Annotated in this window: 11 protein-coding genes; all 11 read right to left on the bottom strand. The window is 71.0% G+C overall.

Features of this window, described 5'->3' with window-relative positions; all coding sequences use genetic code 11:
- Positions 1–79: 79 nt before the first annotated feature.
- Complete coding sequence (trpD, locus tag OG978_RS42935) at positions 80–1,183, bottom strand: anthranilate phosphoribosyltransferase (RefSeq protein WP_326770522.1); 1,104 nt, start codon at positions 1,181–1,183, stop codon at positions 80–82.
- A gap of 20 nt (positions 1,184–1,203) precedes the next feature.
- Positions 1,204–1,494, bottom strand: a complete 291-nt coding sequence (locus OG978_RS42930) for a hypothetical protein (protein WP_326770521.1) — start codon at positions 1,492–1,494, stop codon at positions 1,204–1,206.
- Between the two features lie 265 nt (positions 1,495–1,759).
- Positions 1,760–2,398: an anthranilate synthase component II gene (locus OG978_RS42925; protein ID WP_326770520.1), complete on the bottom strand. Its 639-nt coding sequence runs from the start codon at positions 2,396–2,398 to the stop codon at positions 1,760–1,762.
- Positions 2,395–3,930: an anthranilate synthase component I family protein gene (locus tag OG978_RS42920; protein WP_326770519.1), complete on the bottom strand. Its 1,536-nt coding sequence runs from the start codon at positions 3,928–3,930 to the stop codon at positions 2,395–2,397. The genes OG978_RS42925 and OG978_RS42920 overlap by 4 nt, the downstream gene beginning before the upstream one ends.
- 14 nt (positions 3,931–3,944) lie before the next feature.
- Positions 3,945–4,979: a 2,3-diaminopropionate biosynthesis protein SbnB gene (gene sbnB / locus OG978_RS42915; RefSeq protein ID WP_326770518.1), complete on the bottom strand. Its 1,035-nt coding sequence runs from the start codon at positions 4,977–4,979 to the stop codon at positions 3,945–3,947.
- A gap of 78 nt (positions 4,980–5,057) precedes the next feature.
- On the bottom strand, positions 5,058–8,009 hold the full coding sequence (locus OG978_RS42910; protein WP_326770517.1) for an AfsR/SARP family transcriptional regulator: 2,952 nt from the start codon (positions 8,007–8,009) through the stop codon (positions 5,058–5,060).
- 332 nt (positions 8,010–8,341) lie between these two features.
- Positions 8,342–9,871, bottom strand: coding sequence for an acyl-CoA carboxylase subunit beta (locus tag OG978_RS42905; RefSeq protein WP_326771053.1), 1,530 nt, complete (start codon positions 9,869–9,871; stop codon positions 8,342–8,344).
- Positions 9,872–9,969: 98 nt separating this feature from the next.
- The gene (locus OG978_RS42900) at positions 9,970–10,167 is read right to left on the bottom strand and encodes an acyl-CoA carboxylase subunit epsilon (protein WP_326770516.1); all 198 of its coding nucleotides are present in this window, start codon (positions 10,165–10,167) and stop codon (positions 9,970–9,972) included.
- 144 nt (positions 10,168–10,311) lie between these two features.
- Positions 10,312–11,544, bottom strand: a complete 1,233-nt coding sequence (locus OG978_RS42895) for a serine hydrolase domain-containing protein (protein WP_442817881.1) — start codon at positions 11,542–11,544, stop codon at positions 10,312–10,314.
- Positions 11,545–11,597: 53 nt separating this feature from the next.
- On the bottom strand, positions 11,598–12,230 hold the full coding sequence (locus OG978_RS42890; RefSeq protein ID WP_326770513.1) for a hypothetical protein: 633 nt from the start codon (positions 12,228–12,230) through the stop codon (positions 11,598–11,600).
- Between the two features lie 64 nt (positions 12,231–12,294).
- Positions 12,295–13,323, bottom strand: coding sequence for an aminoglycoside phosphotransferase family protein (locus OG978_RS42885; protein ID WP_326770512.1), 1,029 nt, complete (start codon positions 13,321–13,323; stop codon positions 12,295–12,297).
- Positions 13,324–13,388: the final 65 nt, after the last annotated feature.

Here is a 13,388-nt window from a genome sequence, read left to right as displayed (position 1 = left end):
GCCATGGCCGTACCCACCGGTCTCCCGGGAAGTACCGCCATGGCGCCGTCCACGATCCGCATCCGTCCCGAGTGGCGGGTCACGCCGCCGTCGCGACCCGGGTGACCGGGGCTTCGACGGCCGGGGGGTGCGGGGCCGCGGTGGCCCGCACCCACCGCTCGAGGGTGTCGGCCGCGGCGCCGGAGTCGATCGCCCGGCCCGCCGCTTCCACCGCCCAGCCGAGGCGTTCGGTGACGGTACGGCCCCCGGTGGGTTCGCCCGCCACGAGCGCGGCGCCCGCGGAGAGCAGGACCGCGTCCCGGACCGGGCCGCGCTCGCCGTCGAGGACGCGCCGGGCGACGGTCGCGTTGTACGCGGCGTCCGCCCCCCGCAGTGCCTCCAGCGGCGCGAGCGCGATCCCCACGTCGCGCGGGTCGAAGCGCTCCCGCCTGATGTCCCCGTCGTCCACGGTCAGCACGGTCGACGTGGTGGTGACGGTGAGTTCATCGAGCCCGTCGTCGCCCCGGAAGACCAGGCCCCGGCCGCCGGCCCGGGACAGCGCCCCCGCGATCAGCGGCAGCAGCCGGGCGTCGGCGACCCCGACCGCCTGCGCGGTGGGCGCCGCCGGATTGGTCAGCGGGCCCAGCGCGTTGAAGACGGTCGGGATGCCGAGCTGCTTGCGCGGCCCCGCCGCGTGGCGCATCGCCGGGTGGAAGTCCGGCGCGAAGCAGAAGGTGATGCCCGCCTCGTCGACCACGGCGGCGATCCGCTCGGGCGGCAGCCGCAGGGTGACGCCCAGTGCCTCCAGGACGTCGGCGGAGCCGGAGGCCGAACTCGCCGCACGGTTGCCGTGCTTGACGACCCGTGCCCCCGCTCCCGCCGCGACGATCGCGGACATCGTGGAGATGTTGACCGTGTGTGCGCCGTCGCCCCCGGTGCCCACCACGTCGACGGTCCTCCCCGGCACGTCGATGTGTACGGCATGGGCCAGCATGCCGTGTACGAGCCCTTCGAGCTCGCCCACGGTCTCGCCCTTGGCCCGCAGGGCCACCAGGAAGCCGGCGATCTGCGCGTCGGTCGCCCGGCCCCGCATCACCTGGTCCATCACCCAGGTGGTGTCGGCGGCGGTCAGATCCCGGCCGTCGAGCACCTGCCCCAGCAACGGGGGCCAGCAGCGGTCCTGTTCGGGTGTCGTGGCGCTCACTGGTCTTCTCCTTCTTCGGGTCAGTCGCTCGGCGTCGGGGTCGGCGCCGGGTGCCACGGGTCGTCCAGCATCGACGCCGGGGCGGGCTTGGTGCTGGGGTGCCACGGGTCGTCCAGCGTCGACGCCGGAGCGGACTCGGTGCTGGGGTGCCACGGGTCGTCCAGCAGGGTGGCAGCGGTGACGGAGTAGGAAGTGCCGTGGTCCCCCGGGCCGTTGTCTCCGACGGTCTGCACGGTGGCGAATATCGCCGCACCGGCGAGCGTCACGACAACGGTCTTCTGGATCTTTCCGGTGATCGCGTCGAGCTTCATGATTTCTTCCCCCCATATGAACTGCTGCGGTTCGTTCCGACAACCAGAACATTAGGAAGGGCCGGTTTCGATGCATTATCGCCAGGACTTCCCACCCTACGACCCGACAATAAAATTGATATAACCGCTGTTCAACCCCAATCCGGACCGGAACATTCCTGCCACCGGGAAGGCGGGGCCGAAGGGATCACATGCGATCTGCGAGGGGCGGATCGCATAAATAGACCGACGGCATATTGAACGGATTCACCCACTCCGCCGATCCTCATAGAATTAAACGTCCGGTCGACCCGGACCGTGAGTTCCGCATATCGGTCTCCCGTGCGGGGCCGGCCCGGCGGGCGGCCGTCAGGAAGTTGTCCAGGAGCCGCAGCCCGCCGACGGTGGTGATGGACTCGGGGTGGAACTGCACCCCTTCCACGGCGAGCGTGCGGTGCCGCAGCCCCATCACATAGCCGTCGTCCTGGGCGTGCGCGGTGGCGATCAGCGGGGGCGGCAACGGTTCGTCGGCGATCAGCGAGTGATAGCGCGTGGCGGTCATGACCGGCTCCAGTCCCTCGAACACCCCGGCGCCGTCGTGGCTCACGAGGCTGGTCTTGCCGTGCTTGAGCCGCTCGGCGACCGTGACCCGGCCTCCGTACGCCAGACAGATCGCCTGGTGGCCCAGGCAGATGCCGAGCAGCGGCACGGACCCGGCGAAGGTGTGCACCAGCTCCACGTGTCCCGAGTCGGCCGCGTGCCCGGGCCCCGGGCCGAGGACGACCGCGTCGGGCCGCAGGCCGGCGAGCTGCTGCGGGGTGCGGGTGCGCGACCGGACGACGTCGGTGTCGGCGCCGAGGGTGCGCAGGTACTGGTCGATGATGTGGGTGAAGCTGTCGTACGCGTCGACGAGCAGGACCTTCACGGCAGCAGCTCCTCACCGGTCAGCGCCCAGTAGGCGGCTCCCATCTTGTGCAGGGTCTCCCGCCACTCGGCCCCGGGGGACGAGTCGGCGACGATGCCCGCGCAGCTCTGGGTGGAGTAGGTGCCGCTGCGGCCGTCGTGCACGATGGTCCGGATGCACAGGGCGAGTTGGCTCCAGCCGCGCAGGTCGACGAGGCCGACGGCGCCCGCGTACATGCCGCGCGGCTCGCTCTCCAGCTCCTCGATGATCTCCATGGCACGGATCTTGGGGGCGCCGGTGACGGTGCCCGCCGGGAAGGTCGCGCGCAGCACGGACCAGGTGTCGTCCTCGGGGGCGAGGGTGCCCTCGACGGTGGAGACGAGATGGAAGACGTGCGAGTACGTCTCGACCGTCATCAGCCCCCGGGCCTCCAGCGTGCCGGGCAGGCAGACCCGGCCGATGTCGTTGCGGCACAGGTCGACGAGCATGACGTGCTCGGCACGCTCCTTCTCGTCGGCGACGAGCCGGGCGACCCGGGCCTCGTCCACGACGGGGTCCCCACTGCGCGGCGCGGTCCCGGCGATGGGCCGCATCACGACCGTGCCGCCCCCGGTCCGGAAGAGCACTTCGGGGCTGGCGCCGACAACGGTGCGCCCGTCGCGCGGGACGAGGTACATGTACGGGGACGGGTTGCGGCCGCGCAGCCGCCGGTAGACCTCGAAGGGTTCGAGGTCGGACTCGACGTCGATGCGGTGGCCGATCTGGATCTGGTAGATGTCGCCGACGCCGATGTGCTCCAGGCAGCGGTCGACCCGCGCGAGGAACGTCTCCTCGTCGCAGGTGTCCCGTACGGAGTGCGGCCGGGGCGCCTCGGGCAGGACCTCGGGGATCCGGCCGACCGCGGCGACCGCCGCGACGGTCTCCTCGGCCAGGTCGAAGGGCGCCGGGTCGGGAAAGGCGTCGCTGTGCGCGGTGAGCCTGCGCACGGCGTCCGGTTCCGGGCCGTACCAGATGGTCTCGCGGAACAGGCCGAGCACGATGTCGGGTTCGGCGTCGTCCCGGTCGCCCCGGTCGGGCAGTGTTTCCATGTGCCAGGCGGAGCCGTAGCCAAAGGTGGCGAGGAATCCGAAGGCGTAGCTGTCGTGGGGCCGGCTCGTCTCCACTGTGAACAGGGCCTGGACGGCACGCAGCACCTGCCAGACCTGGTCGCCGTGGAGCAGACCGCGTTCGTTGCCGGGCCGCGGGGTGAGGCCGAGCCCGTCGGCCGCCGTGAGGACCGCGGCCACGACGGCTTCGGCACCGTCGGCACGGATCCGGTCGGCGTAGACCCGGATCTCGGCGAGCAGTCCGTGGCCGACGACGGTGGCCCCGGGGGACTGCCCGGGGCCTTCGCGGCTCTCCAGCAGGAAGACGTCGTGCGCCGACCGCTCACGCAGCGCGGCATACAGGTCGAGCGGTTCGTGCGGGGCGAGGGTGGTCTCCTCCACGCGTACGGCGATGGGGCCCCGGCCGGGCCCTGCGGGCCGGGGCGGGCTGTCGAGCAGAGTGGTCACTGTCGTCTCATTCCTCAGCCGTATCGGCGCATCTCGTGGAAGAAGTCGTCCACCACGGCGAGTTCGCCGTCGGCGCGCAGGGTGTCGTAGATGTGTCTGCCGACCGCGAGATCCAGGACGCCGAGCCCGAAGGGCGAGAAGACGACGGTCCGGTCGTCGGGGATCTTCAGATCGCCGGTGAGCACGTCGTACAGGGTTCCGTCGATGAACTCCCGGTTGCCGCTGAGCCGTTCGGCGAGGTGCGGGGACGTCTCGGCCTTCAGGCAGTGGTCGATGTCGTCGACGACGTTGACGGCCGAGAGGATCACCTCGGGCGACAGGTCGCGCAACGACACGTGCAGCACCAGCGGGCTGTGGCCGAACCACGCCGGGTCGGTGACGTGCGGGGTTCCGGCGACGGTCGCGAAGACGATGACGTCGCTGGAGCGGATCAGCTGTTCGGGGTCGGTGTGCAGGGTCACCGTGCCGTTGTCGCCCTCGCGTTCCAGGTGCGTGGCGAAGCCCTTGGCGTGCTCGGCCGACAGGTCGTACACCCCGGTCTCCTCGAAGCTCCAGCCGGTGCCCACGAGGTACTGGTGGATGAACCGGGCGATCAGACCGGTCCCGAAGAAGCCGATGCGGCGCGGCCGCTCGCGCCCTTCGGTGAGCCTGGCCGCGGCCAGTGCCGCCGAGGCGGCGGTGCGGGCCGCGCTGATGATGGAGCTCTCCAGACAGGCCAGCGGATAGCCGGTCTCCGGATCGTTGAGGATGAGCACCGCGGAGGCCCGGGGTATCCCGGCCGCCACGTTCTCGGGAAAGCTGGAGATCCATTTGATGCCGTCGACGGGGGCGCCCCCGCCGAGGGAAGCGGGCAGGGCGATGATGCGTGAGGCGGGGCGGTCGGGGAAACGCAGGAAGTAGGACGGCGGGTTGACCGTGTCACCGGCACCATGCACGCGGTAGGCCGACTCGATCAACCGGACCACTTCCTCGTGCCGGCCGTCGAGGACTCGGTGCACTTGCGCGCCGGGGATCACGGCGAAGGAGGGCACCCCGGGGGTAGGCGGCATCACAGACTCCACAGTTCTCGGAAACTGAATCTCTGTGATGACGCTAGGCATCCGCCTTATCGGCGTGATATTGCCGGATTAATCGCCGGAACCCACCTCCGGGAAGTCACTGAGCTCCCGCGCGACCTCCTCCTGCCAGTGCGTGGCCCCCCTGCGGGTGAACAGCTCCTCCGCACCCAGGAGTTCGGTCCGGGCCTCCCCGTCCCGGCCCAGCTCCCGAAGAAGTACACCGAGCTTCAGCCGGATCGATCCCTCGACCACGGGACTGCCGAGCCTGCGGGCGACCTTGCGCCCCTGGACGTACGCGGCCTCGGCCGATTCGAGCGCGCCGAGCGCCACGCGGGCCTGGCCGAGACCGTACAGGGCGTGCGCGAGACCGTGGGTGTCGGCCTTCGCCCGGGACAGCTCCTCCACGCGCAGGTACGACGCCTCGGCCTCCTCCGCCCGCCCGGACAGGAGCTGCGCGCTGCCCAGCCGGTACAGGCACTGGGCGAGGCTGCGCGAGGCGCCGGGGTCCATGGACTCCGCGACCCGTACCGCGTCCCCGGCGTGGCCGAGGCTGGCCTCGTAGTTGCCCCGGTCCAGCTCCAGTTGGGCCATGTTCTGCAGGACGGACGACTCCGACGACAGGTCCCCGGCCTCGCGGAAGATGGGCAGGGCCTCGCGCAGCCGGTCCGCGGCCGCGTCGGGGTCGCCCTGGAGGCGGTGGACGACCGCGAGGTTCCGCAGGACCAGGGCCCGGCCCAGCCCCTCGTCCATGTCGCGGTACAGCTCCAGCGCCTCCTCGGAGCACGCCTTCGCCTCGTCCATGCTCTGCCGCATCAGCGCGGCGGCCCCGATGTGGTGCAGCATGACCGCCTGACCCAGGCGGTCTTCGGCGGTCCGGGCCGCGTCCAGCGCGTGTTCGGCGCAGCTCCGCCAGTTCTCCACGTAGCTGCGCGTCTCGAAGAGCACCGAGGCGGAGCCCGTGAGGTCCCAGGCGAGGTCGGCCATGCCCATCCGGGCCGCCTGCTCGACCATGCCCACCAGGCAGAGCCGCTCCGCCTCGAACCAGGCCAGGGGGTCCGCGAGCAGCTCCTCCAGCAGCTCCGTGTCGATGGCGCCCGGCTCGGTGCCGCTGTGCACGATGCCGAACTCCCCGCCGCTCTCCCGTCGGTGGGCCTCGCGCGCGATGGTCAGGGCGGTGCGGAAGACGCGACGGCAGGCGTCCTGCCAGGCCTCGTCCGACTCCTCGTCCCGGGCGCGCTCGCCCGCGTACAGACGCAGCAGGTTCTGGAAGCGGTACCGCAGCCGGCCGGTCGCGTCGACGCCCACGACCTCCAGGAACTGGGTGTCCACCAGGTCCTCCAGGAGCAGCTCCGCGTCGATCACGTCCACGTCGAGCAGCGCCGCGGCCACCCAGGACGTGAAGTCCGGTACGTCGGCGAGGCCGAGCCGCCGGTAGAGGCGAGCCGCGTCGGCGGAGAGGTAGCGGTAGCTGAGCTCGAATCCGGCCCGTACACGGGAATCGCCCTGGCTCAACTCGTCGAGCCTGCGTCGCTCGTCGCTGAGCCGCACCACCATGTGCCGCACCGACCAGTGCGGTTTGGACGCGAGGCGGGCGGCCCCGATGCGCAGGGCGAGCGGCAACCGGTCGCAGAGCTCGACCAGCCGGGCGGCGTCCGCGCGGGCGGCGGCGACCCGCTCCTCGCCGGTGATCTTGGCGACGAGTTCGATGGCCGCGTCGGGCGGCAGGACGCCCAGGTGGACGCGGGCCTCCTGCGGCCAGGTCACCAGCTGTTCCAGCTGGTCGCGGCTGGTGACGACCACACAGCTGGCACCACTGCCCGGCAGCAGCGGGGCCACCTGGGCATGGGTGCGCACATTGTCCAGGACGATCAGCGCGCGGCGGTCGGTGAGCAGGCTGCGGTAGAGCGCGATCCGCTCCTCCAGCGCCTCGGGGATCTGCTGCCCCGGCACGCCGAGCGAGCGCAGGAAGCGGCCGAGGACGTCGGCGACGGATGCGGGCTCGTGCTGCTCGTCGTAGCCGCGCAGGTCGGCGAAGAGCCGCCCGTCGGGGAAGTCGTCGGCGACCCGGTGTGCCCAGCGCAGGGCGAGGCCGGACTTGCCGACCCCGGCGACACCGGTGATCAGGCCGACGGTGGGCGTCTGGAGCGCGGCATCGGACGCGATCAGCAGCGCGTCCAGGGCCGCGAGTTCGGTCTCACGGCCGGTGAACCCCGGTACGTCCGGGGGAAGTTCGGAGGGGACCACGACGACCTCGGGCTGCGCGGACCCGGTCACGACGGATACCGGTCCGTCGGCCGGGGCCAGCGAAGGGTCGTCGCGCAGGATCAGGTCGTGCAGCTCCTGAAGGTCCGGTCCCGGTTCGAGACCCAGCTCCTCGATGAACTGCTCGCGCGCCTCCCGGTAGGACTCCATGGCCTCCGCGCGCCGGCCCGCCCGGTACTGGGCGAGCATCTGGTGGTACCGGGTCCGCTCGCGCAGCGGGTTCTCCTGTACGACACCACTCAGTTCGGGCAGCAGCTCGTAGTGGCGCCCCAGCGTCAGCTGGACGGCGGTGGCGTCGTCGTAGGCGTTGAGCCGGTACTCGCCGAGACGGTTGGCCTCCTCCTCGACGAGCAGCCCGGACACCCCGGCGAGCGCGGGCCCGCGCCACAGGTCGAGGGCGCGCCGGTACCGGCGCGCCGCATCGTCGAGACGTTGCTCCCGCGTGTCGGCCTCCGCCTGGGCGATGAGCTCGGCGAACTCCACCGAGTCGATGTAGTGGCTCTCGGCATCGAGGAGGTATCCCGGATGCGTGGTCACGATGGTGTCGTCGGTCGCGCCCTGCGCCTTGAACGTCTTGCGGAGCGCGGCGATGACGATGGCGATCTGGGTACGGGCGGTGGCGGGAGGGTTCCCGTTCCACACTTCGTGCACCAGCGTGTCCACCGGCACGGTTCGACCGGGATTGAGCAACAGCAGAGCAAGCGTGGTCCGTTGACGTGCCCCGCCGATGACCACCTTTCGCTCGCCCGACGTCACCATGAGTGGGCCAAGGATTTTGAACAAGAACCGTTCCCCCACCGGGCCTCCCGTTTCCCCCACCCCGAGGAATTCCGGGATCACAGTACCCGTCCAGGAGTTCGACACGGGTGATCGGCGGCGAACTCTCGGTGGCCGGTTTCCGGCTCCGGGCGCGGACGCGCCTCTCCGGAGCGGTTGCCTGTCATATGCAGTCACATCCGCACGCGTCCGACCGGCTCCGCCACGGACGGGACCACGGCCGAACGGGGCACGGCAGGCTCCCGTGCCCCGGACGGGACCACGGCCGAACGGGGCACGGCAGGCTCCCGTGCCCCGTACCCCTGCGCTTCCTTTTACTGCGGGGGGTTTCCGTGTTTGCGGGACGGTAGCTCGGCATGCTTGTTGCGGAGCATCGCCAGGGATTTGACGAGAACCTCCCGGGTTTCGGCCGGGTCGATGACGTTGTCCACGAGTCCTCGCTCGGCGGCGTAGTACGGGTGCATGAGTTCGGCCTTGTACTCCGCGACCATGCGGGTCCGCATCGCCTCCGGGTCCTCGGCCCGGGCGATCTGCCGCCGGAAGATCACATTCGCCGCACCTTCGGCGCCCATGACGGCGATCTCGTTGGTGGGCCAGGCGAACGTCAGGTCGGCGCCGATCGACTGGGAGTCCATGACGATGTAGGCGCCGCCGTACGCCTTGCGCAGAACGACGGAGATCCGGGGCACGGTCGCGTTGCAGTACGCGTACAGCAGTTTGGCGCCGTGGCGGATGATCCCGCCGTGCTCCTGGTCGACGCCCGGCAGGAAGCCGGGGACGTCCAGGAGCGTGATGACGGGGATGTTGAAGGCGTCGCACATCTGCACGAAGCGGGCGGCCTTCTCGGACGCGCCGATGTCCAGCACCCCGGCCAGGGACTGCGGCTGGTTGGCCACGATGCCGACGACCTGACCGTCGAGCCGCGCCATCGCGCAGACGATGTTGCGGGCCCAGCGCTCGTGGATCTCCAGGTAGTCGCCGTCGTCGACGAGTTCCTCGATGACCTTGTGCATGTCGTACGGCCGGTTGCCGTCGAGGGGAACGAGGTCGAGAAGGCCGTCATTGCGGCGGTCGGCGGGGTCACGCGTGGGCTGGACGGGCGGGTTCTGCCGGTTGTTGGAGGGCAGCATCCCGATCAGGTAGCGGACCTCGGCGATGCAGGTCTCCTCGTCGTCGTACGCGAAGTGCGCGACGCCCGAGGTCTCCGCGTGCACGTCCGCGCCGCCCAGCCCGTTCTGGGTGATCTCCTCACCCGTGACCGCCTTCACGACGTCCGGACCGGTGATGAACATCTGCGAGGTCTCACGCACCATGAACACGAAGTCGGTCAGCGCCGGGCTGTAGGCCGCCCCGCCCGCGCACGGGCCGAGCATCACACTGATCTGCGGGATCACACCCGAGGCCCGGGTGTTGCGCTGGAAGATCCCGCCGTACCCCGCGAGCGCGCTCACGCCCTCCTGGATACGGGCGCCCGCGCCGTCGTTCAGCGACACCAGCGGCGCACCCGCCGAGATGGCCATGTCCATGATCTTGTGGATCTTCGTGGCATGGGCCTCGCCCAGCGCACCCCCGAAGATCCGGAAATCATGCGCGAAGGCGAAGACGGTCCGGCCGTCGACCGTGCCCCAGCCGGTGACCACACCGTCCGTGTACGGCTTCTTCTCCTCCAGACCGAACCCCGTCGCCCGGTGCCGGCGCAGCTGCTCGACCTCGCAGAAGGTGCCCTCGTCGAAGAGGAGCGTCAGGCGCTCGCGCGCGGTCAGCTTGCCCTTGGCGTGCTGCGCCTCGGTCGCCTTCTCGCTCGGCCCGCTGCGGGCCAGTTCACGCAGGGCGTGCAGTTCCATTACGCGCCCCCGGACATCGGCCGGGGCAGGCGGGGCGGCGGGCTCCGTGGTGCTCACGGAGGCGGAGGGGTCGATCGTCGTCGTCATGGCGGGTCCCTTCACTGCCAGCTGAGCGGAGCGTTGTAGCGATCCGCGTACCGCCACCACCGCGACCCGGCGACGGCCAGTTCCTCGGGCGGTTCCGCCCGTTCGGCCTGCAACGCGAGCAACACGACGGTGAGCGCGGCCAGTTCCTCGTCGGTGGCCTGCCCCCGTTCGACACTCAGCGCGATCTCGGAGCTGTCCGAACTGCCCATCTCACCCTCCTTCGCCTCCGGGGAGTTCACGACGGAGAACTCCCCGGCCCTTCAGGGGACGACGGATTCCTTGCGAGGGGCTACGCGGCTCCTATGCCGGGGAGGCCATCACGTCCTGCGGTTGGAGCGCCCAGGAGGCGCGGTTCAGCGGCACAGGGCCGTTTCCACGACCCTGTCGACACGCTCCCTGGCTGCCTCGTCGGTCAGCTGCATGGTCACCGCGACGTTGGCGGCGCGGCCGTCGTCGGTGGCGCCGCCCCGGGTCTCGTATCCCGGGAAACTGCCGCCGTGGCCCCAGTAGAGGCCGCCGCCGCAGGACAAGGGCAGTGGCTTGCTCACGAGCCCCAGCCCGTAGCGGGCGCCGGGGCCGAAGGTTTCTTCGGCGGGGACGGTGGCGTTACGCATCTCGGCGAGCTGGGCCGCCGGGAGGAGGCGGCCGGACAGGAGCGCGCCGAAGAACCGGTTGAGATCGGAGTCGGTGGAGATCAGCTGACCGGCCGCCCACGCCCAGGAGGGGTCCATCTCCGTGATGTCCTGCAGAGGCGCGCCTGCCGAATCCTGGTAGTAGCCCTTGGGATGGCGTTCCCGGATGGTCGCGTCACCGGGCGCGGGGAAGTAGGTGTGGCGCAGCCCGATGCGCTTGATGACGCGCCGGTCCATCTCCTTGGCGAGGGGGCGGCCGGTGACCTTCTCGACGATCAGTCCGGCCAGCACGTAGTTCGTGTTGCTGTACTTCCAGTCCTTCCCGGGGTCGAAGTCGGCCTTGTGCTGGAGCGCGATGCCGAGAAGCTCGTGGGGGTCGTAGTACCGGACGTCGTCGCCGAGGTAGTCGGTGTAGTTGGGAAGTCCGCTCGTGTGCTGGAGGAGCTGGCGGACGGTGATGCGGCGTCCGTCGATCCCCTCCCCGCGTACGAGGCCCCGCAGGTAGGTGTCGACCGTGGCATCGAGGTCGATCTTCCCCTCACCGACCAGTTGCAGCACGACCACCGCGGTGAACGTCTTGGTGTTGCTGCCGATCCGCACCTGCCCGTCCCTGGGCACCTTCGAGCCGGTGGCCAGATCGCCCACCCCCGCGGTGTAGGTACGGCTGTGGCCCGCACGGTCCTTGACGCCGGCCAGCGCGGCGGGCAGGCCGTCGGATCGCACCAGCGCGTTCAGACCCCGTTGGACGTTTTCCGGCCCGGCGGCGGACGCCGCGGGCGGCGCCAGGACGCCCATCGTCATGACGCCCACGACCACCGCGGCCGCGGCCGCCACGGCTCCGCGCCGACCGCCCCGCCGCCGCTCGGAAGAACGGAACCTCTGCCATGCCTGCTCACGCACGTGCCAACTCCTACGGAAACTCGGGAAACCGGCGCTGTGCGCCGGGCCCAACATTTCCGGATGCGACCGCCCGGGGCGATCCTGCTGACCGCCCGGCTCAGGTAGGGCTACCCCCCGGTGCGCACAGCCGAAGAGGAAAGAGCAGGGGCGGCGGTCCTCGCACGCCTCGCGGCCCGGAAGCGGTGAACGGCCCGACCCGCACCGATTGCCAGGACCGCCCAGATGACAACCTCGGCCAGCACGGTTTCCCGCGCGAAAGCGACGCCCGGCCGGGGCGGCAGCACGATCATCTGCACTGCGCCACCCACGGGCACCGTCAGCCCGGCGAGCAAGCCGGTCACGCCGGGACGCTCGATGGCCGCACCCACGACACCCAGAACGGATCCGAACAGCACGCTCGCCGCCCACCACATGAGCATCTCCGGCCAGTACCAGCCGATCGGTTCGTCCCGGACCAGCGCGTCCATCAGGTAGTACGCCGCTGTGGCCGCGACCAGCGCGAGCGCCGCCGCCGGAGCACCTCGCGTCCACGTCCTGGCCAGCCACCCCATCACCACGGCGAGCGCTGCCCACGCCCAGCCGAGACCCACGAGCAGACTGAGCACCTTGGCGGCGCCGGCCCAGACCGTACCCGCCAGTGGGGCGCCGAGAGTTGTGTACGGCGAGGAGAGCGCGTTGGCGAGCGAGGTGGCCGCACCGAACCCGGCCCCTGTCGCAAGGCCGAGCATCATGATCTTCATTCCATGAGCATACTCAGTATGCCGGTGGCGCCCAGGTGGCCCCGACCGTCCGGACCCGCCATGGCTACGGGCGCTGCGACGGGACCGGTGGGAGCTTGGGCCAGCGGGCGAGCATGCGTTGACGCATGTCCGTGCTGAGCCTGCTCAGGCCGCTCAGGTCGGCGCGGTCGGCAGTCGTCCGGCCGACGACTCCGAGCCGGTGGACGAGCCGTTGCCGGGCGGTCGCGGTGCCCCACTTCCAGTCCCGGTCCGGGATCCGGGCCAGGTGGTCGGTGGTTCCGCGATGAGCCTTCTGGACCAGCGCGTCGCCTCGTAGCAGCCAGCCGGCGCACGCGTCGGCGAGGTCGTCGTGGAGTTCGGTGCCGGTCGCGGTGTGCCATGCCGTGCGGTAGGCGGCCTCCGCCCGGTCCAGCAGCGGAGCTGATGCCGCGGTGACACACCAGCACGTCGGGAAGCCGATGCGCAGATAGGCGAGCTCCATCAGTCCGCTGCCCAACGAAGCCTGTTCGAAGTCGATGAACCTGATCCCGTCGGCGGTGTGCAGGTCATTCCCGGGACACGGATCCCCGTGGAGAAGGGCGTGCCCCGATTCCTGGCCGAGCCGGTGCACGAGGTCTTCGAGCTCGCCGGACACGCCGGGCGCGACGGGGGCGTCAAGAGCCTGGGCCAGCCCGAGGAAGGATTCGACATCGGCCTCGCCCGGACCCAGCCAGCGGGGAAGCACTCCGGCGTCCTCCGGCCGGGCAGCGGCGTGCAGCCGGGCCAGCGCCGCCGCGTAGTCGACGATCCAGTCGCCGGGCGGGCGTCGGTGGTCCAGATACTCCAGGACCAGCATCCGCTCACCGGGATCGGTGCCCAGCAGCGCCGGCACCACGGGCTCGTCGGCCCGGGCGGCGAGCCGCAATGCGGCGACCTCGCGGGCGTACCGCTCCTCGGCGTCGGGACCGTCGACGAACTGCTTCACCACCGCCGGTCCCCCGGCCAGCTCCACGCGCCACACATGTGAGCGCGGGCTGCTGTCCAGACGCCGAGAGCGCCTGGGAGTGCCCAACTCTGCCCGTAACTCGTCCCCGAACCGCATTCGCGACCGCATGGGGGCTCATCCTTCCACGCGGGCGAACGCCGCGCGGAGCGCCCGGCCCGGAAGCGGGCACGCGG

It is taken from the genome of Streptomyces sp. NBC_01591 (assembly GCF_035918155.1).
In the GTDB taxonomy this organism is placed as follows: Bacteria; Actinomycetota; Actinomycetes; order Streptomycetales; family Streptomycetaceae; genus Streptomyces.
The sequence above is the reverse complement of the archived record's forward strand: the minus strand, read 5'-3'. Positions and strand labels throughout refer to the sequence as shown.

Bases quoted from the DNA above. Each gene is read 5' to 3' on its own strand.
- OG978_RS42930 (WP_326770521.1), bottom strand. From the start codon at position 1,494: ATGAAGCTCGACGCGATCACCGGAAAGATCCAGAAGACCGTTGTCGTG.
- sbnB (WP_326770518.1), bottom strand. From the start codon at position 4,979: ATGCCGCCTACCCCCGGGGTGCCCTCCTTCGCCGTGATCCCCGGCGCG.
- OG978_RS42910 (WP_326770517.1), bottom strand. From the start codon at position 8,009: ATGGTGACGTCGGGCGAGCGAAAGGTGGTCATCGGCGGGGCACGTCAA.
- OG978_RS42905 (WP_326771053.1), bottom strand. From the start codon at position 9,871: ATGGAACTGCACGCCCTGCGTGAACTGGCCCGCAGCGGGCCGAGCGAG.
- OG978_RS42900 (WP_326770516.1), bottom strand. From the start codon at position 10,167: ATGGGCAGTTCGGACAGCTCCGAGATCGCGCTGAGTGTCGAACGGGGG.
- OG978_RS42895 (WP_442817881.1), bottom strand. From the start codon at position 11,544: ATGTTGGGCCCGGCGCACAGCGCCGGTTTCCCGAGTTTCCGTAGGAGT.
- OG978_RS42890 (WP_326770513.1), bottom strand. From the start codon at position 12,230: ATGAAGATCATGATGCTCGGCCTTGCGACAGGGGCCGGGTTCGGTGCG.
- OG978_RS42885 (WP_326770512.1), bottom strand. From the start codon at position 13,323: ATGCGGTCGCGAATGCGGTTCGGGGACGAGTTACGGGCAGAGTTGGGC.